The 26,945-nt window shown below is 74.8% G+C and carries 10 protein-coding genes; 4 read left to right on the top strand and 6 right to left on the bottom strand.

Annotated features, from left to right (window positions below; translation table 11 throughout):
• Positions 1-2 precede the first annotated feature (2 nt).
• The 4 genes from BM076_RS07670 to BM076_RS07655 are packed head-to-tail and all read left to right on the top strand — an operon-like array spanning position 3 to position 18,996.
• Positions 3-3,518 (top strand): non-ribosomal peptide synthetase, encoded by a 3,516-nt coding sequence (locus tag BM076_RS07670; protein WP_093712597.1) that lies wholly within the window; start codon positions 3-5, stop codon positions 3,516-3,518.
• A complete protein-coding gene (locus BM076_RS07665; RefSeq protein ID WP_093712596.1) occupies positions 3,515-6,835 on the top strand; it encodes a non-ribosomal peptide synthetase in 3,321 nt (1,106 codons plus the stop codon). The genes BM076_RS07670 and BM076_RS07665 overlap by 4 nt, the downstream gene beginning before the upstream one ends.
• The gene (locus BM076_RS37945) at positions 6,832-13,257 is read left to right on the top strand and encodes a type I polyketide synthase (RefSeq protein ID WP_093712595.1); all 6,426 of its coding nucleotides are present in this window, start codon (positions 6,832-6,834) and stop codon (positions 13,255-13,257) included. The genes BM076_RS07665 and BM076_RS37945 overlap by 4 nt, the downstream gene beginning before the upstream one ends.
• A 3-nt stretch (positions 13,258-13,260) precedes the next feature.
• Positions 13,261-18,996, top strand: coding sequence for an SDR family NAD(P)-dependent oxidoreductase (locus BM076_RS07655; RefSeq protein ID WP_093712594.1), 5,736 nt, complete (start codon positions 13,261-13,263; stop codon positions 18,994-18,996).
• Positions 18,997-19,069: 73 nt separating this feature from the next.
• On the opposite strand, the gene BM076_RS07650 is transcribed toward BM076_RS07655, so the two are convergent.
• The 6 genes from BM076_RS07650 to BM076_RS07625 form a co-directional block, all read right to left on the bottom strand.
• The gene (locus tag BM076_RS07650) at positions 19,070-20,116 is read right to left on the bottom strand and encodes an ABC transporter substrate-binding protein (protein ID WP_093712593.1); all 1,047 of its coding nucleotides are present in this window, start codon (positions 20,114-20,116) and stop codon (positions 19,070-19,072) included.
• A 143-nt stretch (positions 20,117-20,259) separates the two neighbouring features.
• Positions 20,260-21,084 (bottom strand): ABC transporter permease, encoded by an 825-nt coding sequence (locus tag BM076_RS07645; protein ID WP_093712592.1) that lies wholly within the window; start codon positions 21,082-21,084, stop codon positions 20,260-20,262.
• Complete coding sequence (locus tag BM076_RS07640; RefSeq protein ID WP_093712591.1) at positions 21,081-21,890, bottom strand: ABC transporter permease; 810 nt, start codon at positions 21,888-21,890, stop codon at positions 21,081-21,083. Before BM076_RS07640 ends, BM076_RS07645 begins: the two co-directional genes overlap by 4 nt.
• Complete coding sequence (locus BM076_RS07635; protein WP_093712590.1) at positions 21,887-23,080, bottom strand: ATP-binding cassette domain-containing protein; 1,194 nt, start codon at positions 23,078-23,080, stop codon at positions 21,887-21,889. Before BM076_RS07635 ends, BM076_RS07640 begins: the two co-directional genes overlap by 4 nt.
• Entirely contained in the window at positions 23,077-25,053 is a 1,977-nt protein-coding gene (locus BM076_RS07630; RefSeq protein WP_245795827.1) for an ABC transporter ATP-binding protein, read from the bottom strand. Before BM076_RS07630 ends, BM076_RS07635 begins: the two co-directional genes overlap by 4 nt.
• Entirely contained in the window at positions 25,050-26,876 is a 1,827-nt protein-coding gene (locus tag BM076_RS07625; RefSeq protein ID WP_093712589.1) for an ABC transporter ATP-binding protein, read from the bottom strand. Before BM076_RS07625 ends, BM076_RS07630 begins: the two co-directional genes overlap by 4 nt.
• Positions 26,877-26,945 lie beyond the last annotated feature (69 nt).

The raw sequence follows: 26,945 nt of genomic DNA, 5'->3' as shown, positions 1-26,945 counted from the left end.
CCATGACCGACGCCCTCTCGCAGCCCCGCACCGCCGAGGAGTCCGCGCCCGCCCAGGACACGCTGTCCGAGGCCAAGCGGCAACTCCTCGACCGCTGGCTGTCAGGCGCCGCCCGTCCGCAGGCCATCGTCCACCAGGAGGACCCGGGTCCCGTACCGGCCACCGGCGCGCAGCGCCGGATGTGGGTGCACGGCCAACTGCACCCCGGCACCGCGGCGTACAACATCGGCCAGGCCGTACGGCTGACCGGGCCGCTGGACGAGGCGGCGCTGCGGGCCGCGCTGACCGAACTCCTCGCCCGCCACGACTCCTTGCGCACCACCTTCGCCGACAGCGACGGCACCCTGCACCAGACGGTCGCCGACCGGCTCGAACTCCCTCTGCTCGTTGCGGACTCGGGCGGCGACCGGGCGGGCGAGGCGGAGTGGATATCCGGCCTCGACACGGCGCCCTTCGACCTGGCGCACGGCCCGCTGGTCCGCTTCGGACTGCTCAGGCACGACGACGGCGAGCACGTCCTGATGATCGTGGTGCACCACGCGGTGGCCGACGGCCTGTCGCTCGGTGTGCTGCTGCGCGAGCTGTACGCGCTGTACGAGGCGTTCGGCGCGGGCCTGCCCAATCCGCTGCCCGCGCCCGGGGTTTCCTACCGGGACTACGCGCGCTGGCGGGCGGAGCACGAGGCGGGCCCGGAGTACGCCGAGCATCTGGCCGCCTGGCGGGAGGTGCTGGGCGACGAGCCGCCGCGCCTCGACCTGCCGACCGACCGGCCGCGGCCTGCCGTACCCGGCTCGCTCGCCGTCTCGCACCGTTTCACGGTGGCCCCGGACGTCTGGACCACGGTCCGTGGGCTCGCCCGGCAGCACGAGGCGACCCCGTACATGGCCGCCGTCGCCGCGCTGACCGCGCTGCTCCACCGCTACACCGGGCAGCAGGGCATCACGGTCGGCTCCGTGGTGCACGGCCGGGAGCGCCCCGAACTCGACCAGGCCGTGGGCTGCTTCGCCGACACCCTGGTGCTGCGCACCGAGGTGGAGCCGGCCACGTCCTTCGGCGCGCTGCTCGACCGGGTGCGCGGCACGTGCCACGACGCGTACGCCCGGCAGGAGGTGTCGCTGGACGCCATCGCCTCGGAGCTGCGCTGGGACCGTTCCACGAGCGCGGGCCCGCTGCCGCAGGTGCTCGCGGTGATGCAGACCCCGCCGCAGGGCGCGGAGATCGCCGGGCTGCGGGCCGAGCCGGTCGAGCAGGAGGTGGACTCGGCGCGCTTCGACCTGGTGCTCAACTGCTGGGAGTCCGACGGCACTCTGCACGGCGCGGTGACCGGGAACGCCGATCTGTACGACGCGGAGACCGTCGCCCGCACCGCCGCCCATCTGGTGCGGCTGCTGGAGTCGGTCGCGTCGGGCGGCGAGGACGTCTCGGTGGCGGCGCTGGAGATCGTGCCCGACGAGGAGAAGGAGCTGCTGCTGCGCTGGGGCCACCCCGTCGAGGGCGACGACCCGCTGGTCGACCGGGACCTGGCGGCGCTGATCCGGGAGGCGGCGCTGCGCGACCCGGACGCGGTCGCCGTCGAGTGCGGTGCGGCCGTCCTCACCTACGGCGGTCTGGAGGCGCGCGCCGAGGCGCTCGCGGACCGGCTGCGGCAGCAGGGCGTGGGCCCCGAGACGCTGGTCGGAGTGCTGCTGGAGCGCTCGGTCGACCTGGTCGTGGCGCTGCTCGCGGTCTTGAAGGCGCAGGGCGCCTTCGTGCCGCTCGAGGTCTCCTGGCCGGCGGCGCGGGTGCGCGACATCGCCGGGAACTGCGGGCTGCGTCTTGTGGTGGGCGAAGGCGACGCCGACCGGCTGCTCGCCGGCACCGACATCCGTGTCCTGCGTCCCGACGCGCCGGCCGGTGACGAGGACGCCACCGAAGTGACCAGCGAGACGCCCGTACGGGCCGCCGCAACTGACATGGAGCGGATCGCCTATGTGATCCACACCTCCGGCTCGACGGGCACCCCGAAGGGGGTGATGATCCGTCAGCAGGCCATCTGCAACCGGATGATCTGGCAGATCGGCAAGCTCGGGCTGCGTACCGACGACGCGGTGCTGCACAAGGCGCCGCTGGGCTTCGACATCTCCATCAACGAGCTGTTCCTGCCGCTGGTCGCGGGCGCCCGGCTGGTCGTCGCGGAGCCCGGTGACGACGGTGACGTGGACCGGCTGCTGGCCACCGTCGAGCGGCACGGCGTCACCTTCCTGTACATCGTCGCCTCGATGCTGGACGTGCTGCTGGAGCGCGCCGACGCGGCGGAGCGGATCCGTTCGCTGCGCCATCTGTGGTGCGGCGGCGAGGCGTTGACCGGGGACCTCTACGAGCGTTTCCGGCAGGCGTCCGGCGCCCGGATGTACCACGGTTACGGCCCCGCCGAGACGACCATCGGCGTGAGCTGCCGGGTCTTCGAACCCGGTGAGCAGGCGCGCCGCATCTCGATCGGCCGCCCCAACCCCAACGCCCGCCTGTACGTGCTCGATCCGGCGCTGCGCCCGGTGCCGGTCGGCGTACGGGGCGAACTGCACGTCGGCGGGCTGCCGTTGGCGCGCGGCTATCTCAACGACCCGGCGCGGACGGCCGAATACTTCATCGGCGACCCGTACGCCGATGTGCCGGGCGGGCGGATGTACCGGACCGGGGACCTGGCGCGTTTCCGGGCCGACGGCGAGATCGAGTTCCTGGGGCGGCTCGACGACCAGGTGAAGATCCGCGGCTTCCGGGTCGAGCCGGGCGAGGTCGCGGCGGTGCTGGCCCGGCATCCGCAGGTGCGGCAGTCGTCGGTGCTGGCGCGGGCCGCCGCGGGCGGCGGCCATGAGCTGATCGGCTACTGCGCGCTGGTCGCGGGTGCGGACGAGGACGGGCCGGAGCCGGACGGGGAGGCGCTGCGCGGCTGGCTCGGCGGGCTGCTGCCCGCCCACGCCGTGCCGAGGACCGTACTCGTGCTGCCGGAGCTGCCGCTGACCACGGCCGGCAAGGTCGACCGCAAGGCGCTCATGGCGCTGCCGCTGCCGACGGCGGGCGCGGGCGGCGGCTACACGGCGCCCGCGGTGGGCACCCAGGACGAGATCGCCAGGATCTGGGCGGAGGTGCTGGACGCCGAGAAGGTCGGGGCGCACGACAATTTCTTCGACCTCGGCGGCCATTCGCTGCTGGTGATCCGGGTGCAGACGCTCATCGAGCAGCGGCTCGGCCGCAAGGTGCCGCTGCTCGCCCTGTTCGGCAACGCGACGGTGGCGCGGCTCGCGGCGTATCTGGAGTCCGGTGACGGCGACGGGGCGGCGGGCGAGACCGCGCCGGCCGAGGCCGAGACGCGGGCCAGGGCGCGGGCGATGCGCGGGCGCGAGGCGCTGACGCTGCGCAGGTCGCGCCGTGCGGGCCCGGACCGCACACCGCCCGGCGGCCCCGTACCCGGATCTCTGCCCGGGTCCGCGCCCGCCGCCGACGGCGGACCGGCCCGTCCCGACGAGGAGGCCGCCCGATGAGCGCCACCACCCCCGGCACGGCCGCCTCGCCGGCCTTCCCGCTCACCGACACCCAGCAGGCGTATCTCGTCGGCCGCGGCGACCTGTATCCGCTGGGCAACGTCAGCACGCACGCCTATCTGGAGCTCGAAGGCCCGCTGGACGTCGGCCGGTTCGTGCACGCGTGGCGGCTGCTGGTCGACCGGCACGGCATGCTGCGCACGGTCGTCGACCCGGACCGCCAGGAGCAGCGGGAGCTGCCCGAGGTCCCCGATCCGCCGGTCGAGATCCTCGATCTGCGCGACCGGCCGCAGGAGGAGGTCCGGGCGACGCTCGCGGCGCTGCGGCAGCGCATGTCGCACGAGGTGAAGCCCGCGGACGTCTGGCCGCTGTTCTCCGTCGCGGTCTGCCTGCTCGGCGACGGTGTGTGCCGGGTGCACGTCGGCTTCGACGGGCTGACCGTGGACTGGGCGAGCTGGCATGTGATGTACCGCGACCTGTCCGCCTTCTACGAGCGGCCCGACGCCGAACTGCCGCCGCCGCGCGGTGACTTCGCGCGGTACGTACAGGAGTCCGCCGAGTTGGTCGACGACGCGGCGGTGCGCGAGGCCGAGGACTTCTGGGACGAGCGGCTGCGCGACCTGCCCGACGCCCCGCAACTGCCGCTGCGCACCGACCCGGACGCCGTCCGCACGCCCCGCTTCGTCCGCCGTGAGGCCGTCCTGGACCGGGACACCTGGGCGCGGCTGCGGCAGCGCGCCGCGGCGGCCGGTCTGACACCGACCGGTGTGGTGCTCGCCGCGTACGCCGAGGTGATCGCCCGGTGGAGCGCCACGGACCGCTTCACCCTCAATGTGCCCAGCATGAACCGCGATCCGGGCGTGCCCGGCGCGGCCGACCTGGTCGGCGAATTCGCCTCCTTCACCCTGGTCGAGGCCGACCACCGCGAGCCGGGGAGCTTCGCGGCGCGCGCCAGGGCGTTGCAGCGCCGTCTCCTGGAGGGCCTGGAGCACCGCGAATTGAGCGGCGTACGGCTGCTGCGCCGCCTCACCGCGGCGCGCGGCGGTGAGCGCGCCCGGCTGCCGGTCGTCCTGACCAGCACCCTCGCGCTGAGCGAGCCCGTGCCGCACGCCCTGGAGCGGGCCCTCACCCAGGTGTACGGGATCACGCAGACGCCCCAGGTGCACCTGGACGCGCAGGTGGAGGAGCGGCGCGGCACCCTGTCCTGCAACTGGGACGCGGTCGAGGAGCTGTTCGCGCCCGAGGTGCTGGACGCGATGTTCGAGGCGTGGACGACGCTGCTGACCCGCCTCGCGGACGAGCCCGAGGTGTGGGAGCTGGACGATCCGGGGCTGCTGCCCGCCGACCAGCGGGCCCGCCGGGAGGCGGCCCAGGGCGCGCCCCGGCCGGTCCCCGACGAGCTGGTGCAGGACGCCTTCCTGCGGCAGGCCGCCGCGCGGCCGGCAGACCCGGCCCTGGTCAGCGCCTCGGGGACACTCAGCTACGGCGCCCTGTGCGCGCGGGCGGCGGGACTGGCGCACCGGTTGCGCGCCGAGCCCGGGGTGCGGCCGGGTGACCTGGTCGCCCTCCTGCTCGACAAGGGCGAGGAGCAGGTGGTCGCCGCGCTCGCGGTGCTCCTGGCGGGCTGCGCCTATGTGCCGCTGGACCCCGAGTCCCCGACGGGCCGGCTGCGCACCCTGCTGGACGCCGCCGCGCCCACGGCCGTCGTCACCCATACGCCGCTGGCCGGGGCCGTACCCGACGGCCCGTGGCGGGTGCTGCGCGCGGACGGTCCCACGCCGGAGGCCACCGAGCCGCCGCCGGCCTCGCGCGGCCCGGCCGATCTGGCGTATGTGCTGTTCACGTCCGGGACCACGGGCACGCCCAAGGGCGTGATGATCGAGCACCGGGGCGTGGTGAACTGCCTGCGGGAGACCGTCGAACGCTTCGGGATCGGCCCGGGCGACCGCTGCCTCGGACTGACCGCGCTGCACCACGACATGTCGCTCTTCGACGTCTTCGGGGTGCTGGGCGCGGGCGGCACGCTGGTGCTGCCGGAAGCGGACCGCCGTACGGATCCCGCGCACTGGCTCGATCTGATGGACCGTCACCGGGTGACGGTGTGGAATTCCGTACCCGCGATGATGGAGATGCTGCTCGGCCGGATCTCCGACACCGAGGCGACCACCGGCGCCGATGCGCCCTCGGGTCCCCAACCCGACGCGCTTCGCCTGGTGTTCCTCGGCGGCGACTGGATCCCGCTGCCCACCGCACGCGAGTTGGAGCGGCGCTTCCCGGCCGCCCGGCTCGTCTCGGTCGGCGGTCCGACCGAGACCACCTTGTGGAACATCTGGTATCCGGTCGAGCGGATCGACCCGCAGTGGTCGTCCGTGCCGTACGGGACGCCGCTGGCCAACACCCGCTATCACGTGCTGGACGGCGCGCTGCGGGACCGGCCGGACGGGGTGGCCGGGGAGCTGTACTGCTCGGGGCCCGGGGTCGCCCGCGGCTATCTCGGTGATCAGGCGGCCACGGACGCGGCCTTCGTCACCCATCCGCGGACCGGTGAACGGCTGTACCGCAGCGGTGATCTGGGCCGCTACCGCCCGGACGGGGTGATCGAATTCGTCGGCCGCCGGGACGGGCAGGTGCAGATCGCGGGCCGCCGGGTGGAGCCCGCCGAGGTGGAGGCGGCGCTGGCCGCGCACCCCGGGGTCGGCCGGGCCGCGGTGGTGCCGGTGCGGCGCGACGGCCTCGCGGGCCATCGCGGCCTCGCGGCCTTCGTCGTGCCCGCGCCCGGCCGGCCGGCGCCCGACGAGGCGGAGCTGCGGGCCCATCTCGGCCGGCTGCTGCCCGCGTATCTCGTCCCCGGCGGCATCACCGTACGCGCCGACCTGCCGCTGACCCGCAATGGGAAGGTCGACCGGGAGGCCCTGGCGCATACGGCCGCGGTGGCACCGCCAGAGCCCGTCGAGGAGAGCACCGGCGGTACGGACGATCCGCTGGTCGAGCTGCTGGCCAGGACATGGGCGGCGGCGCTCGGCCTGCCGCGTGTGGGGCCGCGCGACAACTTCTTCGCCCTGGGCGGCGATTCGCTGGTCGGCGCGCGCATCCTGGCGCGGCTGCGGGAGACCTTCCCCGACGAGTCGCTGTCGGCGCGGGCGCTGATGGCGACCTCCGACGTGGCCGGGATGGCCGAGGTGCTGACGCAGGACGAGGCGCAGCCGGGCCGGATGGCGCAGATCGCGGCGGTGCATCTGTATGTGGCCGATCTCAGCCCCGAGCAGATCGACGCCGAGCTGGCCGCGGGACAGACCCACGGGACGGCGGCGTCATGAGCGCGCCGGACGGCGCCGGGGCGGCGGATCTGGCCGCGCGCAGGCAGGAGTTGCTGCGCCGCGCGCTGGCCGACCGCGGGCTCGGTGCCACCGCCGTCGGGCCGGCCGCCGCGCCCGCCCGGGGGCCGCGGCTGCCCGCCCCGCTGTCCTCGGCGCAGCGCCGGATGTGGTTCCTGCACCGGCTCGCGCCCGACGACCCGGCGTATCACCTCACCATCGGGGTGCGGCTGTCCGGGGAGCTGGAGTCGGAGCGGCTGCGGGCCGCCTTCGAGGACGTGACGCGGCGTCATGAGGTGCTGCGTTCTGTCTACCGGGGCGACGAACCGGACACCGCCGTCCAAGTGGCGGCGCCCGAGAGCGCGTTGCTGCCCTTCGAGATTCGCGACCTTCCGCCGGGCACGGGCCCGGACGCGTCGGCGGAGACGGCCGTACGCGCCTGGTCCGACGCGCCGTTCGACCTCGCCGAGGATCTGCCGCTGCGGCTGCTGCTCCTGCGGAGCGGGCCGCGCGAGCACCTGCTGTTCCTGACGATCCATCACATCGCCTGCGACGACCTGTCGTGGGAGATCCTGCTCGGCCAGGTTTCGGCCGCCTACCGCGACGACGCAGGCGCGCCCGTGGACCGGCAGTACGCCGACTTCGCGCGCTGGGAGGCCGACGAGCTGCGCGGCGCCGCGTTCGAGGAGTCGCGCGGCTACTGGCGGCGGCTGCTCGCCGGCCCCGGCGGCGCCGTCCGTCTGCCCGCCGACCAGCCGCGCCCGGCGCGGGCGCCCCGGCAGGGGGTCAGGCGCAGGGCGGCGGTGTCGCGCGAGGCGGCCGAGGGGATACGGGCGCTGGCCCGTACCGAACAGGCGTCCCCGTACATGGTGCTGCTCACGGCTGCCGCGCTGCTGCTGCGGCGGCACGGCGCGAGCGGGCGGGTGCCCTTCGGCACACCTGTGGTGCGCAGGCCCCGGCCCGAATTCGAGCCGCTGATCGGCAACTTCGGCAATGTGATGGTGCTGCCCGTCGACGTCGGTCCGCCCGGCGGCGAGGGCCCCGCCTTCACCGGACTGCTGGCCCGGGTCCGCGCGCTGTGCGCCGAGGCGTACGCGCACCAGCACGTGCCCTTCGAGACGGTCGTGGAGGACGCGCGCCCGGACCGCGGGGGCGGGGCGCCGCGCCTGTTCGACGTGATGTTCTCCTACCGTTCCAGCCTGCTCAGCGGCCTGGACCTGCCGGGGGTGCGCTGCGCCGAGTATCCGCTCGACCCCGGCACCGCGCGTTTCGACCTGGTCCTCGATGTGGCCGACGACGCGGACGGCACGGGTGCGATGACGGTCACCGTGACCGCCCGCACCGACATGTTCACCGCGTCCACCACGCAGCGGCTGGCGGACCGGTTCGCCGCCCTGATCGAGGAGCTGGCGGCGGGCGCCCCGCACGGAGCCGTCCCGTCCCCGGCCTCCCGCACCGCCCCGTACGAAACGGTCCCGCACGACGCCGCCCCGCCGCGGCTGGCGGGGACCGTACCCCAGCAACGCCTCCCCCGACCGGCCGGCGATGCCCGGCCGGCCCTGCCGCGCCAGGAAGGGACACCCACCATGTCCGCACCCGACTCCCGTACTCCGCAGACCCCCGCCCCGGCCCCCGCGCCCCACCAAGCGCCCGGCCTCGCTCCCGGCGCGGACACCAGACCCGGCCCCGCCACCGAGCACGGCCGCGCCCCGGACCGCGCCCCCGCCACGGACACCGCGCGAGTCACGGACGCCGTGGACGCCGTCGCGGACCCCGGACCCGACTACGACCCGGAACTCGACATCGCCATCGTCGGGATGGCCGGGCGCTTCCCCGGCTCCTCGTCGCTCGACGACTTCTGGGCCGGGCTCGTCGAAGGCCGCGAGGCCGCCAAGCCCTTCACGGACGAGGAGTTCGTGGCGGCCGGGAACGACCCGCGCGAGCTGGCGGACCCGAATCTGGTCAAGGTCGAGGCGGCCGTGGACGGCATCGACCTCTTCGACGCGGACTTCTTCGGCTTCCGCCCGACCGAGGCCGAACTCCTGGACCCGCAGCAGCGGTTGTTCCTCGAATGCGCCTATCACGCGCTCCAGCAGGCGGGGTGCGCGCCGCGCGAGTACGACGGCCTGATCGGGGTGTACGCAGGGGCGAGCCAGAGCCGCTACTTCCTCGACAAGGTGCACCCGCACATCGCCGACGCGCCCAACTCGATGGCCCTGCTGCCCGCGATCTCGGCCAACTCCCCCAGTTCCTTCGCCACTCGAGTCTGCTACGAGCTGGGCCTGACCGGACCCGGCATCAGCGTCTCGACGGCTTGCTCCACTTCGCTGGTGGCGCTGCACCTGGCCTGCCGCGACCTGCTCGACCACAGTTGCGACGTCGCGCTCGCGGGCGGCGCGTCGCTCAACCCGTCGCCCAGGACCGGCTATCACTACATGCCGGACGGCCCGCTCTCCCCCGACGGGCGCTGCCGTTCCTTCGACGCGGCGGCCGACGGGATGTTCCCCGGCGACGGCGTCGGTGTGCTGGTGCTGAAGCGGCTCGCGGACGCGCTGGCCGACGGCGACACGATCCGCGCGGTCGTCAAGGGTTCCGCGGTCAACAACGACGGCGACCGCAAGGCCGGTTTCTCGGCGCCCAGCGCGGCCGGGCAGACCGAGGTGATCCTCGCCGCCCACGCCGCGGCGGGTGTCGCGGCGAGCGCGATCTCGTACGTCGAGGCGCACGGCACCGGCACCCCGGTGGGCGATCCGATCGAACTCCAGGCGCTGCTCGACGCGTTCGCGACCGATCCGGACACCGCGGAGCGGCCGGGCGCGTGCGCGATCGGCTCGGTCAAGACCAACGTCGGTCACCTGGACGCGGCGGCGGGCGTGGCCGGGGTGATCAAGACGGTGCTCGCGCTGGAGCACGAGGCGATACCGCCGAGCCTGCACTTCGAGCGGGCGAATCCGCTGATCCCGCTGGACGGCAGCCCGTTCAGGGTCGCCACGGGCCGCACTCCCTGGCAGCGGGTGCCGGGCGAGCCGCGGCGCGCGGGCGTCAGTTCCTTCGGCATCGGCGGCACCAACGCGCACGTGATCCTCCAGGAGGCGCCCGTACAGGCCGCCCACCGGACCGGACCGCCCTCGTCGGCGGTGGCCGCGTCCGACACCCGCCGCCACCTGTTCACGCTGTCCGCCAAGTCGCCGCAGGCGCTGGCCGACAGCGCCGCCGAGCTGGCCGACCATCTGGTGGCAAGGCCCTGGCTCGACCCGCGCGACGTGGCCCACACCTTGCGTTCCGGGCGCGAGGAGTTCGCCTACCGGCGCGCGGTCACCGCGCCGGATCTGGGCACGGCGGTGCGGGCGCTGCGCGAGGGCGCGGGCAGCGCGGGAGAGGCCGCCGACGGCAGGCAGGTGGCGCTGCTGTTCCCGGGCGGCGGCACGCAGTTCGCGGGCATGGGCGCCGAACTGTACGGGTCCGAGCCGGAGTTCCGTGCCGCGCTCGACGCATGCGCTTCGGTGATGGCCCGTCACGGCCGGGATCTGCACGCCGAACTCGCCGCGGACGGCGGCGGTTTCGTGGGCGTCGTCGCCACGGGTTACGCGATCGCCCGGCAGCTCGCCGCGTACGGCGTCACCCCCGTGGCCATGCTCGGGCACAGCCTCGGTGAGTACACCGCCGCCTGCCTGGCCGGGGTGATCTCGCTGGACGACGTGCTGCCGCTGGTCGCCGAACGGGAGCGGCTGATGCTGCTCGCGGGCGGCGCGACACTCAGTATGCTGCTCTCCGAGGAGCAGCTGCGGGGCCGGCTGACCGGTGGTCTGGGCATCGCGGCGGTCAACGGTCCGCTGCACTGCTCGGTGTCGGGACCCGCCGACGAGATCGACGCGCTGGAGCGGCAGCTCATCGCCGAGGGTGTGGACCATTCGCGACTGCGACTGGCGACCGCCGTGCACTCCGGGGTGCTGGACGCGATGCTGCCCGAGTACGCGAAGGCGCTCGCGCGCGTCACGCTGCGCGCGCCGCGCACCCCGCTGATCTCCAATCTGACCGGCGCGCCCCTCACCGCCGACCAGGCCACCGACCCCGGCTACTGGCTGCGCCACACCCGGGAGACGGTCCGCTTCGCCGACGGCCTGGCCGCCCTGCACGACGCGTACCGCCCGGTGCTGCTGGAGGTCGGCCCGGGGCGCGGCCTGACCCGGCTGGCCGGGCTCCAGCTCGGCCGCGACGCGGTCGCCGTCTCCGCGATGCGCCACCCCCGGGACGGCTACGGCGACGCCGAGGCGCTGCTGGCGGCGCTCGGCAATGTGTGGACGGCGGGCGGCACGATCGGCCGGCACGCGCCGTACGACGACCGCCCGCGCCGGCGGATCCCGCTGCCCGGCTACGCCTTCCAGCGGCGCCGCTTCTGGATGGACGCGCCGCGCCGTACCGTCGAGTCGGGGACGTATCTCGTACCGGACGGGCTGCGGGAGCCGGCCTTCGGCCGCGCGCTGGAACTCGCCGCGGCGGGCAGCCGCCTGCTGGTCACCGATCCGGCGATCTCCGATCCGGTGGCCGCCGATCCGGCGTTCTCCGGCCCGACGGTCACCGGTCCGGGCGCCGCGACCCCCGCGGTCAGGTCCTCGGCAGTGGCGCACATCGACGCGGCCCGCGAGGCGGGTCTGCTGACCGAGGACGACGAGCTGCTGCGCGGCCGGATCAAGGTGGAGCACCCGCCGGCCGACCTCCAGCGCGACCTGGACACCCTGTGCGCGCGCTACATCCTGCGTTTCCTGCACGGCGCCGGTGTCCGTACCGGCGACGGCGCGCGCAGCACGGCCGACGCGATCGCGGAGACCGTCGACGTCGTGCCCGCCTACCGGCCGTTCCTCGACGCGATGCTCGCCGTGCTCGCGGAGGACGGCCACCTGGTCAGCGACGCCGACGGCGCCGTGACCTTCCGTACGCCGCCCGGCCAGGCACCCGGCCAGGCGCCCGACCCGGACGCGGAGGCCGGGATCGACGCGCTGGAGGCCGCGGTCCTGGCCCGCCACCCGGACCGCGCCGACGAACTGGCGCTGCTGCGGCGCTGCGCCGACCGCTACCCGGAGGTGCTCGGCGGTACGGTGCCCGGGCATCAGGTGTTGCTGCCGGACGGCTCGGACGACATCTCGCAGGAGGTGGTGGACCAGCGGGTCGGCACCAGTGATGTGGCCGTGCACACCCGGCTGGTCGCGCAGGCCGTGGCGCGCCTGGCCCGGCAGGCCGAGGGCGGGCGTCTCCGGGTCCTGGAGGTCGGCGCCGGGCGCGGCTATCTGACCTGGGACGTCGCCGACGCGCTCAAGGGCATCCCCGGTGTCGAATACCACTTCACCGACCTCGGCAGGTCCTTCGTGCTGGCGGGCCAGCGCACCGCCGCCGCCAAGGACATCGATTTCATGCGGTTCGGGGTGCTGGACATCTCCGCGGACCCGGCGCCGCAGGGGTACGAGGCGGGCGGCTTCGACGTGGTGCTCGCGTTCAATGTGCTGCACGCGACGCCGGATCTGCGCACCACGGTCGGGAACGTCCGGTCGCTGCTGGGCGAGGGCGGGCGGCTGTTCCTGCTGGAGGCCACCTCGCAGCGGCGGCCGTCGATGCTGACCGCCGGGCTCTTCGAGGGCTGGTGGTACTTCTCCGACGACCTGCGCGAACACTCCCCGCTGCTGCCGCCGGCCGGCTGGCGCGCGCTGCTCGCGGACTCCGGTTACGACGCGCTCGAGGTGTATCCGGGGGACGGCGAGCGGCTGCGCGAGGCCGACCACGCCCTGCTGACCGCCCGCCGCGCCGGGCCGGCGGGTGCGCCCGGCGACGGCCCGGGGGCCGTATCGACCGAGACGGCGGAGCGAATTCGGCGGCTGGAGGCGGCGGGCGGACGCGTGGAGATCCTTCCGCCGGACACGGCCGCCGCGCTTGCCGGTGTCGCCGGCGCCCTTACGGACGGCTCCGGGCCGCTCGTGCTCAAGCTGGTCGACACGCCCGCGCCCGACCGCGAGCGGCCGTCCGACACGCCCGACGACGACCGGCCGGAAGCCGGCGGCGGCCTGTACGGCGGCGGCTCGGCCTTCAACCAGCGCCCTGCGTTGGCCACCCCGTACGCCGAACCCCGCAACGACCTGGAACGTACGGTCGCGCGGGCCTGGGCCACCGTCCTCGGCATCGACCGGGTCGGCGCGCACGACGACTTCTTCGACCTCGGCGGCGAGTCTCTGCTCGCCATGCAGCTGATCACCCGGCTCCGCGAGGAGCTGGGCGTGTCCCTGTCGGTGCGGTCCTTCTTCGACGCGGGCACACCGACGGTGGCGGTGCTCGCCGGACTGGTCGAGGAGTCCCGTACCGCGGGCCCCGGCACCGCCGCCATCGCGCCGAGCCCGCGCCGGGCCGCCCGTACCACCCGTCCCGCAGCGGAGGACTGAGTCATGCCCGCACCTCTGGAATTCCCGGCCTCCTTCGACCAGGAGCGCATGTGGTTCTTCCACCGTCTCGACCCCGGGAATCCGACGTACAACGTGCCGCTGGTGCTGCGGCTGCGCGGCGCCCTGGACGCCGGGGCGCTGGGCCGCGCGCTCGACCGGGTGGTGGCCAGGCACGAGATCCTGCGCACCACCTACGCGGCGGGGCCCGGCGGTTCGCTGAGCCAGTTCGTGCACGAGGACGCGGCCGTCCCGCTGGAGGTCAGCGCGCTGGAAGGACCGCCGCCGGCGGAACCCGCCACCGCCGATCCGCGGGTGGCGGCGAGCCTGCGCGAGGTGATCCGCGCGCCCTTCGACCTCATGGCGGGGCCACCGGTCAGGGCGCGGCTGCTGTGGCTCGCCGACGACGACCACCTGCTGGTGTTCTGCCTGCACCACATCGCCACCGACGGCTGGTCGCTCGGCCTGCTCGTCAGCGAACTCGACGCGTACTACCGGGCGGAGATCTCCGGCGCCAGGGCAGAGCTGCCGGAACTGCCCATTCAGTACGCGGACTACGCCGAGTGGCAGCGCACGACGCTGACGCCCGAGGTGCTGGAGGAGCGGCTCGCGCACTGGCGCGACGTGCTGGGCGACAGGCCGCCGCGGATCACGCTGCCCACCGACCGGCCGCGCCCCGCCCGCCCCTCCTTCAACGGCGCGCGCGTCGACTTCGACCTGCCGCCCGACACCGCCCGCGCCGTGCGCGACCTGGCCGCGCGCTACGGCGTCACGCTGCACATGACGCTGCTGGCCGCGTGGAACGCGCTGCTGCACCGCTACGGCGCGGGCGAACGTATCGTCGTCGGCACCCTGCTCGCCAACCGCGACAACGACCAACTCGCGCCGCTGATGGGCTTGTTCGTCAACACACTGCCGGTACGGGTCGACGTCGCGGGCGAGTCGTCCTTCGCGGAGCTGCTCGCCAGGACGCGGACCGCCTCGATGGACGTGCTGGCCCACCAGGACACGCCCGTCGACGGCATCGTCCGTACGCTGGGCGGCGGTTCGGGCGGCCGGGACGGCGGCGGCAATCCGCTGTTCCAAGTCCTCTTCGCACTGCAGAATTTCGCCGACCAACGGCTGGAACTCGGCGGCCTGGACGTCGAACGGATCGACGACGAGGAGGAGTCCACCCGCTTCGACCTCGAACTCCACGTGTGGGAGCACCCGGACCGGCTGCACGGCTCCCTCGTCCACGACACCGACCTGTTCGACGCCGCCACCGCGCGCCGCATCGTCGCCCACTTCCGCAATCTGCTGACCGCCGCCGTCCGTGATCCCAAGGCCCCCCTCGACACGCTGCCGCTGCGCTCCGAGGAGGACGAGCGGGCGCTGCGCGCACGGATACGGGCCGCGGGCCCGCTGCTGGTGCTGGACCGCGCGGGCCGAGTGCCGCCGGAGGGCGTGGCGGGACAGGTGTACGCGGCGGACAGTACGGCCGATCCCGCGCAGGACGGCACGCCGACCGGGGAGCGCGGACTCGTCCGGGCCGACGGCAGTGTGCGGGTCCTCAACGCGGTCGGGCCGGACGGGCGCGTGCCCGATGTCGTACGGATCGGTGAGGTGACGGTCCGGCCGGCCGAGATCGAGGAGCGACTGCTGCTGGCCGCACCGGCGTTGGCGGACGTCGCGGTGGTGCCGCGGCTCGCGGCCGACGCCCCGGACGGCGGCGCACCCGAACTGCTCGCCTATGTCGTACCGTCGGGGCCGGTCGATCCCGACGCGCTCGGCGCGCTGCTGCCCGTGCCGGGGTCCGTGCTGCCGGTGTCCCGGCTGCCGCTCACGCCGTCCGGCGAGGTGGACGTCCCCGAACTGCTGCGGCTGCCGGTGGCGGACCGGGAGGAGGCGCGGCGTCTTGAGGCCCGCCTGCGCGACGCCCACCCGGACACGCGGATCGCGGTGCTGCCCACCGAGGCCGTGCCGACGCCGTTGGCGCGCGTGCCCGTCCCGGCGCCGGAGCGTCCCGACGGGACGCATGAGTCCGGTGGCGGGGACGCGTTGGTGCGTCACGGCTCGGATTCCGCGCGCGTCGCGAAACCAGAGGGCGAGAGTGACGCGGACGAGCGCCCCGCCGCCCTCGTGGACGGCGGCCCGGCCCCGGTGATCGCCGACCGCACCCTGGTCGACACGCTGCTGCGGGCCGCCGGGACCGCGACCGGCGACCTCGTCCTGCTGCGCGAGGACGGCGGCGAGACCCGGCTGACATATGCCGAACTGCACGACCGGGCGCTGCGGGCCCTGACCGGGCTGCGGGAGCTGGGGCTCGACGCCGGCGACCGGGTCATCCTCCAGTTGGAGGACCACACGGACTTCGTGACCGTCCTGTGGGCGTGCCTGCTCGGCGGCCAGGTCGCGGTGCCGCTGGCCGTGCCCGCCGACTACCGCGTACGCGACGCTGCCGGTGAACGGCTGCGGGGCGCCTGGGAGTTGCTGGGGAAGCCGCTGGTGGTCACCGCCGGCGGGCGGCTCGCCGAGCTGCGCGAAGCAGCGGCGGAGGACTGGCCCGGGCTGCGTACCGCGGGTGCCGACGCGATCGGCGCGGCGGCCGTGCCCGCCGAGCCGCATCCGGCGCAACCCGACGACCCGATCCTGCTGATGCTGACCTCCGGCAGCACCGGCCGCCCGAAGGCCGTGGTGCTCCGGCACCGCAATGTCCTGTCCCGCTGCGCGGCCACCACCGCCGTCAACGGGCTGCGGCGCGACGACGTATCGGTCAACTGGCTGCCGCTGGACCATGTCGGCGGTGTGGTGATGTTCCATCTGCGCGACGTCTTCCTCGGCTGCCGCCAGGTGCACGCGCCGACCCGCTGGGTCCTCCAGGATCCGCTGCGCTGGCTGGACCTGGCGCACCGCTTCCGGGCCACCACCACCTGGGCGCCCAACTTCGCCTTCGGCCTTGTCGACGACCGCGCCGCCGACCTCGAACGGCGCGGCGCCGACTGGGACTTGTCGCCGCTGCGCTTCGTGATGAACGCCGGTGAGGCGATCGTCGCCCGGGTGGCCCGCCGCTGGCTGCGGCTGCTGGCACCGTACGGTCTGCCGGGCACGGCGATGCGGCCCGCCTGGGGCATGTCGGAGACGTCCTCCGCGATGGTCTACTCCGACCGCTTCACGCTCACCACCACCGCGGACGAGGACGCCTTCGTGGAGGTCGGAGCCCCCCTGCCGGGGTGCGCGCTGCGCATCGTGGACGGCCCGGACGCCGAGCCGCGCGTGCTGCGCGAGAGCGACATCGGCCGCCTCCAGGTGCGCGGCGCCACCGTCACCACCGGCTACGACGCGGCGCCGGAACAGAACGCCGCCGCCTTCACGCCCGACGGCTGGTTCGACACCGGTGACCTGGGCCGGGTCGAGGGCGGCCGCCTCACCCTCACCGGCCGCGCCAAGGACGTCGTCATCCTCAACGGCGTCAACTACCACAGCCACGAGATCGAGTCCGTGGTCGACGAACTGGCCTGCGTCGAGCCGTCGTTCACCGCCGCCGTCGCGGTGCGGACGGCCGCCGCCACCACGGACGAACTGGCCGTCTTCTTCCACCCGCGTGACGGCGCCGACCGGGACGACGCGATCCGCACCGTCCGCCGCGCCGTGCTCGACCGGATCGGCGTCAACCCCCGCCATGTGCTGGCCGTCGAGCCGTCCGACATCCCCAAGACCGAGATCGGCAAGATCCAACGCACCGCGATCCGGGCCCGTTTCGAGGCGGGCGGTTTCACCGCGTCCGGCCCGGACCCGGACGACGGCACGGTGCCCGACCACTTCCACCGCCCCGTCTGGGTACCCCGTGCGCTCACCACGGCCTCGGCCCCGGCGGGGGGCGCGGTCCTGATACTCGCCGACACCGAGGGCGTCGCCAAACGGCTGGCCCGCACCTTGGAGGCGGCGGGGCGGCGCTGCGTCCTGGTGAAGGACGGCGACGCGGCGACGGCCACCGGCACGGACGGCCCCACCCTTGCGGCCCGGACCACGGCGGACACGGGCGGACCCCACGGCGGCGTTGTGGGCGCGCAGGCCGCCTCCCGGTCCGACGTACAGGCGAGTGGTCACGCACGGTCGCAGGCAACCGGCGCGGCCACGGCTCACGACCGCCCCACGACGGTGGTCGACCTGCGGGCGTACGGCGGCGGTGTCGCTATAGCGCCCGATGCCGCGCGGGCCGAACTGCACGCCCTGCTCGGGCTGTTCGGGGACAGCGCCGACGCGACGGCGGTATACGTCGTGACCAGTCATGCGGTGTCCGTGGGTCCGGACGACCCGGTCGCGTACGAGCGGGCGCCGGTCGCCGGGCTGGTGGCGACGCTCGGCCATGAGCGGGACGGGGCGCGGGTGGTGCAGGTCGACGTGCCGCCCGGGGACGCGGATTCCGTGGCGGCGCTGCTGGCCGGGGAAGTGGCCCGGCTGCCCCGGGACACGGTCGTCGCCCACCGGGACGGCCGACGGCTGGTGCGGCGCCTCGCGCCGGCCGCGCCCGCGCGCCGCGCGGTGTCCTTCGTGCCCGGCGGGCGCTATCTGGTGACCGGCGGCACGGGCGGCATCGGTCGCCTGCTGGCCGGCGTGCTGGCCCGTGAGTACGGCGCCCGCGTGCTGTGCCTGGGCCGCACGGCGCGTGCGGAGCCGGACGACCCGCGGATCGCGTACGCCGTCGCCGATGTCCGGGACGCGGACGCGGTCGGCGGGGCGCTGCGGGCGGCCGAGCAGGAATGGGGCGCGCCGCTGGACGGGGTGCTGCATCTGGCGGGCTCCTACCGTGAGGCGCCGCTCGCGGCGTGCACGGCCGCGGAGTTGGACGAGGCGCTGGACGCCAAGGTCGGCGGGGCCCGCGTGCTGCACAGCCTGCTGCGGGACCGGCCGGGGCTGCTCTTCGTCTCCTTCTCCTCCGTGAACGGCTTCTTCGGCGGCGCCTCGGTGGCCGGTTACGCGGCGGCCTCGGCGTTTCTCGACGCGCTGGCCGTCCACCAGCGGCAGGCGACCGGTCTTGACGCGTACAGCCTGGCGTGGAGCATGTGGGACGAGACGGGCATGAGCGCGGGTCACCCGCTCAAGCAGCTCACGCGGGCCCGCGGCTACCGCGTCCTGCCGCCCGATGAGGCGCTGGCGTCGCTCACCGTGGCGCTGGAGCGGGACGCGCCGCACCAGCTGATCGGTCTCGACCCGGCGCGCCCGTGGATCGCGGCGCACTTGGCGGAACCGGCGCGGGCGCTGCGGGAGTTGACCGTGCACGCCGAGGCGGAGACGGCCGCGGGCGAGACTGTCGTCGACCGGTTCGGTACGCCGACCGCCGTACGGCCGGCCGTGCTCGGCACGCTGCCGCTCGACCCGGCGACCGGTGAGGTGGACCGGGCGCGTCTCGCCGCCGGGGCGGGTGCGCAGGCGACGGCCTCCGACGCGGAGCCGCGTGCCGGCCTCGAAGAGGTGATCGCGGCGGCCTGGACGGAGGTGCTGGGGGTGCGGGACGTGACCCGGGAGTCCAGCTTCTTCGACCTGGGCGGCGGTTCCTTGCAGGCGACACGGGTGCACGGCCTGCTCCAGGAGCGGCTGGGCCGCGATCTGCCGATGGTGGAGCTGTTCCGCCGGCCGACTGTCCGGGCCCTCGCCGAGGCGCTGGAGCCGGCGGGCACCGCGGCCCCGGCGGCGGGTGGGCGCGGCAGGTCGCGCGCCGAGCGGCGGCTCAAGGCCGCCGCACGCACCCGCGGGCACTGAACGAAAAAGAGGAGGTGGGGAGGGAGCGGCCGCTCCCTCCCCACCTCTTTTATGGGCGACTACGGGCGACGGCTCAGCCGGCGACCTTCGCGAAGGCGGGGTCGAGCTGGTCGAGGACCCACGGCAGCCCCAGCGTCGACGGGTTGCGCAGCAAGGTGATGGTCGTCAGGTCCACCTCCTGGAGGGTGTGGCCCTTGGCGGCCGCCGTCATCAGCGGCGACTTGCCGATCTGCTTCTCCAGGTCAGGCGTCTGGTAGGCGCCGATCATCAGGTCGGCGGACAGCACGTCGAGCTTCTCCTGGCTGACGGTGCCGACGCCGCGGCTGTTCTTGGCGAGCGCGGTCAGCTTGGGCGCCTGCTTGAGGCCGAGCGATTCCAGGAAGCCCACGGCGAAGTCGTTCGGCGAGGAGAGAGTGACGATCTGGTCGGCGGCGGCGGTGTAGGTGACGCTGAAGGTCTTGCCCGCCAGGCCCGGGTACTTCGCCTTGACCGCCGTCACGGCGTCCTGCGACTGCTTGATCGACGCGTCGGACTCGGTGACCCGGCCGAGCGCCTGGCCGACGAGCTTCTGCCGGTCCTGCCAGGAGTCGGTGGCGGCCGAGGTGATGGGCGCCAGCGTCGGGGCGATCTTCGACAGCTTGGCGTAGTTGTCCTTGGCGGTGTAGTCGCCGGTGTCGAGGATCAGGTCCGGCTTGAGCGCGGCGATCTCCTCGAAGGGCAGGGCCGCGGTGACGGCGACGAGCTTGGTGTCGCCCGTCATCTTGTCCTTCAGCCAGGGGTAGGTGCCGTCGGGCGAGAAGAAGTTCTTCGTCGCGAGCACCGGGACGACGCCGGCCGCGAGCGAGGCGTCGAGGTCGACGGAACTGAGCGCGACCACTCGCTTCGGCTCGGCCTTGATCGTGACGCTGCCCTGCGAGTCCTTGACGGTGACCGGGAAGGCCGCGGTGGACGCCGACGAGGCCGAGGCCGACGCGGAGGACGACGCGGCCGGGGTGGCCTTGGCGTCCTTGTCGTCCTTGGAGTCGGAGCCGCAGGCCGCGGCGGTGAGCAGCAGTCCGGCGACGGCCGCCGCGGCGGCGAGCGTACGGTTCGGACGTCCGGGTCTGAGGGTGCGGAACACGTGGTGCCTCCGGTTGTGCGCGATTCGAGCGGGGGTTGAGCCGGTCCGTGGGCATGGCGCCGCGGGACGGGTGTGGGGGTGTGGGGTCCTGGTGCGGCGACGCTGCCGCGGGGTGTTGGGCGATTCGGTGCGGGGGCGGGCGGTCAGGTGCTGTCGTGCCGGGCGGAGCCCGACAGGCCGCGGACGGCGATCGCGCCGAAGACCGCGACCATGGCGACCGTCCAGGCGAGCACACCGAGCAGCGGCGTACGGACGGCGCCGCCGTCGGCGAGGCCGCGCATCGCGTCCGCGCCGCAGCTCAGCGGCAGCGCGCGGACCAGCGGACGCAGCGCCCCCGGGTAGGAATCGGCGGGCGCGAAGCCGGTGTTGAAGAAGAGCATCAGGGTGAAGAGCATCGACAGGCCGCTGAGCGAGGCGACACTGCGGGCGTGCGCGGCCACCGCGCAGACCAGCGCCGCGAAGGCGGCGCCGAGCAGCAGCGGCACGGCGAGGAAGAGCGGCAGCGCCGCCGCGCCCGCGTCGCCGTCGGCCCGGAAGCCCAGCGCGTAGCCGACGGCGAGGAAGGCCACGGACGTCAGCAGCGCCCGGATCAGTTCCGCCTCCAGCCGGCCGATCAGCAGCGACGAGCGGTGCACGGGCATGGCGCGGAAGCGGTCGAGCAGCCCGGTCTCGCGCTCCCGGATCAGGGACGCGCCGCTGCCGACGCCGCCGAAGACGGTACCGACCAGGGTCGCGAGCGGCAGGAAGCGGTTGAGGCTGTCGCCGCCGGAGGAGGCGGCGACGGTCGTGCCGAACACCAGCCGGAAGACCAGCAGCAGGAACACCGGGAAGACCAGGGCCTGGACGAAGACGATCGGCGACCGCGACCAGCGGCGCAGCAGCCGGCCGGCCTGAAGGCCGCCCTGGGCGAGGGCGCTGCCGCGCGTCCGCTCGGCGGACGGCCCGGCAGACGTGTTCGCGGTGGTCATCGCGGACCGCCCTTCGAGCGGCCGAGCGCGCGGCCCGCCAGCAGGGTGAAGACGACGAGCAGCCCCGCGAGCCACGCCGTGGTGACGAGCACCGGCCGGGCGGGCGGTCCGCCCGCGGCCAGTGCGCGGAGCGCGTCGGCGGCCTGCGAGACGGGCTGATTGCGGACGAACGGCCTGATCCAGCCGGGGAATCCGCTCACCGGCGTGAAGCCGGTGGAGAGCATCGTCAGGAGCAGTTGCGGCACCAGCATCGCGGACGCGGTGTGCTCGGGATTGCCGACGACGAGGCCGAGCGCGATGCATCCGACGGCCAGGCAGAGCGCGAAGGCCACGGCCAGGACGACGAATCCGGCGGCGGCACCGGCACCGGCCCGGAAGCGGAAGCCGAAGGCGGTGGCGATCGCGACGGCCGCCGCGCAGGCCAGCAGGGCACGGCACAGGTCGGCGCCAAGCCGTCCCGCGACGGGTGCGAGCCGGGCCAGCGGCATCGTACGGAACCGGCGGAACATGCCCTGCTGGACGTCGGCGGCGATCGCGTCGGCGGAGGACATCGCCACGAAAAGCATCGATTGCAGCACCACGATCGGCGGCAGCCATTGCGCGTAGTCGACGCCCCGGTCCGCCATCACGCCGCGCATGGGCACGTAGAAGCCCACGAAGAACACCAGGGGTGCGAGGACGGCGCCGGAGATCTCGGCGGTGTCCCGCCGCAGCAGCGTGACCGCGCGCAGGGCGAGCACCCATGACTGGGTCAGCCGCGACGCGGCCGGGGGTGCGGTCGCCGTGGCCGGCGCGGTGGCGGTCATCCGGCACCGCCCTGCGTGCCGCTTCCCGGGGCCCCGTCATTGTCGTGGCGTACGTCGCCGGCTCCGGGCCCGTCCCGGCCGTCGCGTACGTCACCGGCTCCGGCCACCTCCCGGCCGTCGCGTACACCACCCGTCCCGGCCGCATCGGCACCGGAATCCGCGTCCCCGGGCCCGGGGACGGATACGGGCCCGGGGACGGCCGGGTCGTCCGCCGTACGGTGCTCGGCGGGGCGGCCGGTCAGCGCGAGGAACACCTCGTCCAGCGAGGGGCGGCGCAGCGCGATGTCGGTGAGTGCGACTCCGGCGTCCTCCATCCGCCGGACGACGGTGGCCAGGGTCGCCGGGCCGTCAGGCGCGGGCAGTGCCACCGCGTCCTCGCGGGCGTCGGCGCCGAGGTCGGCGAGTGCGGCGAGCACTCGGGGCGCGTCGGCCGGGTCGGCCGGGGTCACCTCGCAGAAGGTGCCGCCGACCTGCTCCTTGAGCTGCTGCGGGGTGCCGGTGGCGATGACGCGGCCCCGGTCGATGACCACGACGCGGTCCGCCAGCCGGTCGGCCTCCTCCAGGTACTGGGTGGTGAGCAGCACCGCCACTCCCCTGGCCCGCAGTTCGCGGACGGCGGCCCACAGCGCGAGACGGCTGCGCGGGTCGAGCCCGGTGGTGGGCTCGTCCAGGAAGACCACGGCGGGGTCGCGGACCAGTCCGGCCGCGAGGTCGAGCCTGCGCCGCATGCCGCCGGAGTACGTGGCGGCGCGGCGGTCGGCGGCCTCCAGCAGGTCGAAGGCGGCCAGCAGTTCCGCCGCGCGCTCCTTGGCCGCCGCCTTGCGCAGGCCGAGCAGCCGGGCGAAGAGTACCAGATTCTCCCGGCCGGTCAACTCCTCGTCCACCGAGGCGTACTGGCCGGTGAGGGCGATGACCTCGCGGACATCGGCGGGCGCGGTGCGTACGTCGTGGCCGCCGACACGGGCGGTGCCGGAGTCCGGCGGCTCCAGCGTCGACAGGATGTTGACGGTGGTGGTCTTGCCCGCGCCGTTGGGTCCGAGCAGGCCGACGATCTCGCCCGCGCCGACGGTCAGGGACAGCCCGTCCAGCGCGGTGTGCGTCCCGTACGACAGCCGCAGGTCCTCGGCGACGACGGCCGCCGTCGCCTGTTCCGGGCGCCGCTCCCCGGTCCGCTCCTCGACGAAGGTCATGGCGTCCGCACCTCCTTCGCGGCCTCCTCGGAGACCTGTTCTGCGGCGTGTGCCCCGGTCGGCACATCGGTCGGTGCCTCAGCAGGTGCGTCGGTCGGCGCATCGGCCTGCCCGGGGACGGCCGGCCCGGCGGCCCCGGACTCCGGGGCCGGCGCCGGGTCGAGCCGCCAGCCGCCGACCGCGGTGCGTTCCCGCCAGAACGCCGCGTAGCGGCCGTCCTTCCTGGCCAGCAGCTCCTCATGGGTGCCGGTCTCGACGACCCGGCCCTCGTCCAGGACAACGATCAGGTCCGCGCCGACGACGGTCTCCAGCCGGTGGGCGACCACCAACAAGGTGCAGCGGCCGGAGAGTTCGGCCAGGGTGCGCTGCACGGCGGCCTGATTCCCGGCGTCCAGCCAGGCCGTCGCCTCGTCCAGCAGCACGACGGGCGCGTCCTTGAGCAGGGCCCGGGCCAGGGACACGCGTTGGCGTTCCCCGCCGGAAAGCGCGGCACCGCCTTCGCCGACCCGGGTGTGCCAGCCGTCCGGGAGGCGGTCCACGACCTCGCCCAACCGGGCGAGCCTGCCCGCCCGTTCGACCTCCTCGTCGGTGGCGGTGGGTCGGCCCGCCCTGATGTTCTCCAGAACGGTGTCGTCGAAGAGGTAGACGTCCTGGAAGACGACCGACAGCAGTCCGGCGAGCTGATCCGCCGTCAGATCGCGGACGTCGTGCCCGCCGACGAGCACCTGGCCCGCGTCCACGTCGGCGAAGCGGGCCACCAGCCGGGTCACCGTGGTCTTGCCGGCGCCGGACGCGCCGACCAGGGCGACCACAGAGCCGGGGGCCGCGCGCAGGCTCACCCCGTCCAGTACGGGCGGGCGGTCCGCCTCGTAGCCGAAGCGCACGTCGCGCAGTTCGACCGCCAACCCGCGCTTTCCGTCGGCGGGTTCGGTGAGCGCGGCGGGCTCGGTGGGTTCGGGCAGCGGGCGTTCGGAGAGCACCTCGACGATGTTCTCCAGGGCGGTCACCGAACCGCGCAGCGTGGTGGAGAGGTTGGCGACGGCGGCGACCGGTTCCGCGAAGCGGACGGTCAGGACGAGCAGCGCGATCAGGACCGCCGTGTCGGCGCCGTCGAGCAGGCGGCTCGTCCCGACCACCAGGGCGGCGGCGACGCCCAGGTGGACGGTGATGCCGAACAGCAGCCGGGCGGGCGCGTCGGCGCGGGACCTGCGCCGGGTCTCGCGGTCCTGGGCGGCGAGGCTGCCGTCCAGCAGCGACCAGCCGAGACCCTCGGGCCCGCCGGCCCGCAGCACGCTCTGCGCGCGGGCGAATTCCACGACGCGGCCGTTCGCCTCGGCGGCCGCCTCGTCCAGTCTCCGGTCCACCGTCGCGGCCAGCGCCGCGCTCCAGCGGTGGACGGCGTAGAGCACGGGCGCGCACACCAGCAGGGTCAGGCCGAGCCGCCAGTCCCAGGCGAGGACGCCGATCAGGACGACGGCCGGGGTGAGCACCCCGGTCAGCAACGGTTCCAGGTAGTGGGCGACGATGCCGCTGGCGTCCTTGGTGCCCTGGCCGACGAGCCGGGTCAGCCGGTCGCCGCGCTTGGCGGAGAACCAGCCGAGCGGCAGCGTCACGAGGTGGTCGCCGAGCCGGTGGTGCAGGGCGTTGATGGTCGCGAGGCCGACCCTGAAGCCGCCCATCGACTGGGCGTGCCGGGCCGCCAGTGTGACGGCGGCGCTCACGGCGACGGCGGCCGCCCACCACCAGGCGGCGGTCGTGTCGTGGTCGAGCAGGGCGCGCAGCGCCGGTACGGACAGGACGAAGGTGACGCCCTGGAGCACCGAGTAGGCGGCGACCCGGGCGATCTGCCGGCGCAGCGCGGGGGCGGCGGCGGGACCGACCACGGCGAAGAGCCTGCCGAGCACCGAGCGCGGCAGCGGGGTCGCGGCCCCGTCCAGGGCCGGGCCTGGTGCGGGGGTCGTCGGGGAACTCATCGGGGCACCTCCGCGGTACGCGCCGGTCCGGCCGCGGCGACGGCCGCCGCGTCCTGTGGGTGATCGGGCTCGTCCGGGGGCGCGGCTTCGTCCGCGTGCTGGGCGTCCCACAGCCGCCGGTAGAGGCCGTGCGCGGCCAGCAGCTCCTCGTGTGTGCCGCGTTCTGCGATCCGGCCCTCGTCCATGACCAGGATCTGGTGGGCGGCGGTGACGGTGGCGAGCCGGTGCGCGACGACGAGGACGGTGCGTCCGGCGGCCAGCCGGGACAGGCCCCGCTGCACGGCCGCCTCGGCGCCCGGGTCGGCGTAGGCGGTGGCCTCGTCGAGGATCAGCACCTGCGGGTCGGCGAGCAACAGCCGTGCCACGGCCAGCCGTTGGGCCTCGCCGCCGCTGAGCCGCGCGTCGTCACCGACGACCGACGCGTAGCCGCGCGGCAGTGCGGCGAGCACGTCGTCGATCCGCGCGGCGCGCGCGGCGGCACGTACCTCCTCGTCGGTGGCGTCGGGGCGGCCGAGCCGGATGTTGTCGGCGACGGTGGTGCGCAGCAGCGGCGCGTCCTGGAAGACGAAGCCGACGTGCCGGTAGAGGTCGGTGGGAGCGATTTCCCGTACGTCGACGCCGCCGACGCGGACCGCGCCCTCGTCGACGTCGTGGAAGCGGGCGGCCAGGGTCGCGAGCGTCGACTTGCCCGCGCCGGAGGGTCCCACCAGGGCGGTGAGCGTGCCGGGTTCGAGTACGGCGGTCACCTCGCGCAGGACGGGCGTGCCGGGGGTGTGCGCGAAGGTGACGGCGTCGAAGGAGACGCGGGCGTCGGCCGGGGTGCGCGGGTGGTCGGGCACGGCGAGTTCCGGCGCCTCCAGCAGTTCCCGTACGCGTCCGGCCGCGGCCTGCGCCGACCGCAGGCTGCCCGCCGCCTGGCCGAGGTGCTGCACGGGTGCGGCGAGTCCGAGGCCGAGCAGGACGAAGGGCAGGACGTCGACCGGGGCGACGACGTCGGCGGCCACGAGTCCGGCGCCGCCGAGCAGGACGACGGCCAGCACCGTCACCGGCGCCACCGCGGCCGTGCCGAAGGAGATCAGCCGCAGCACGGGGCCGTTGATGCCGCTGAAGGTGCGGTGGAAGTCGTCCACGGCCTCCGCGAACCGCTTGTGGGCCTGGCGGGTCCTGCCGAAGAGCTTCACCACGGCGATGCCCTGGACGAATTCGACGGTCGCCGAGTGCACCGAGCGCATGGCGACGGCGACGTCCTGGGCGCCGCCGCCCGCGCGGGCCATGATCGCCTTCTGCATCGCCATGAAGACGGCGGTGGGCACCAGGGTGACAAGGGTGAGCTGCCAGCTCACGGTGGCCAGCCAGATCAGCGCGGCGACGGGGGCGACCATGGCGGCGGTCAGGTCGAGCCGGGCGTGGGCGACGGCGTAGTGCATCTCGTCGAGGTCGTCCTGGAGCGCGCCCATCACATCACCGCTGCCGCCGCGGGCGAACCGGCCCAGCGGCATCCGGCGCAGCCGGTCGGCGATCCGCCGGCGCAGGGCGAGCGCCAGGTCCGCGTCGGCCCGATGGCTCACGGCGACGGCGGCGCCGCCGATCAGGAACTGCGCGAGCGCGGCACCCGCCGCCACCGCGACGATCGTCCAGGCGCGGGCGTCGTCGCGGGATCCGCTCACGAAGTGGTCGGCCAGTTCGTACACGGCGGCGAAGGGCACCAGCGCGAGGACGGCCGCGACCGCCTGGAGCGCTCCCGCCGTCCGCAGGGCCGGCCGTACGGGTTCGGTCAGGACGCGGAAATCTCTGCTCCGGGCGCTCGCCGGTGCACGGCTCATGGCCGACTCCTCAGAGGGGTGAAGCGGGACCGGCCAGACTTTACAACAGGCCGTCACTATCAAACAAGG

The sequence above is a fragment of the Actinacidiphila alni genome (assembly GCF_900112845.1).
Taxonomy (GTDB): domain Bacteria; phylum Actinomycetota; class Actinomycetes; order Streptomycetales; family Streptomycetaceae; genus Actinacidiphila; species Actinacidiphila alni.
This window is presented reverse-complemented; position numbering and strand designations above follow the sequence as displayed.

Excerpts from the sequence above, each read along its gene's own strand:
- BM076_RS07630 (WP_245795827.1), bottom strand. The coding sequence starts at position 25,053 with ATGAGTTCCCCGACGACCCCCGCACCAGGCCCGGCCCTGGACGGGGCC.
- BM076_RS07645 (WP_093712592.1), bottom strand. The coding sequence starts at position 21,084 with ATGACCACCGCGAACACGTCTGCCGGGCCGTCCGCCGAGCGGACGCGC.
- BM076_RS07665 (WP_093712596.1), top strand. The coding sequence starts at position 3,515 with ATGAGCGCCACCACCCCCGGCACGGCCGCCTCGCCGGCCTTCCCGCTC.
- BM076_RS07625 (WP_093712589.1), bottom strand. The coding sequence starts at position 26,876 with ATGAGCCGTGCACCGGCGAGCGCCCGGAGCAGAGATTTCCGCGTCCTG.
- BM076_RS07655 (WP_093712594.1), top strand. The coding sequence starts at position 13,261 with ATGCCCGCACCTCTGGAATTCCCGGCCTCCTTCGACCAGGAGCGCATG.
- BM076_RS07635 (WP_093712590.1), bottom strand. The coding sequence starts at position 23,080 with ATGACCTTCGTCGAGGAGCGGACCGGGGAGCGGCGCCCGGAACAGGCG.
- BM076_RS07640 (WP_093712591.1), bottom strand. The coding sequence starts at position 21,890 with ATGACCGCCACCGCGCCGGCCACGGCGACCGCACCCCCGGCCGCGTCG.
- BM076_RS07670 (WP_093712597.1), top strand. The coding sequence starts at position 3 with ATGACCGACGCCCTCTCGCAGCCCCGCACCGCCGAGGAGTCCGCGCCC.
- BM076_RS37945 (WP_093712595.1), top strand. The coding sequence starts at position 6,832 with ATGAGCGCGCCGGACGGCGCCGGGGCGGCGGATCTGGCCGCGCGCAGG.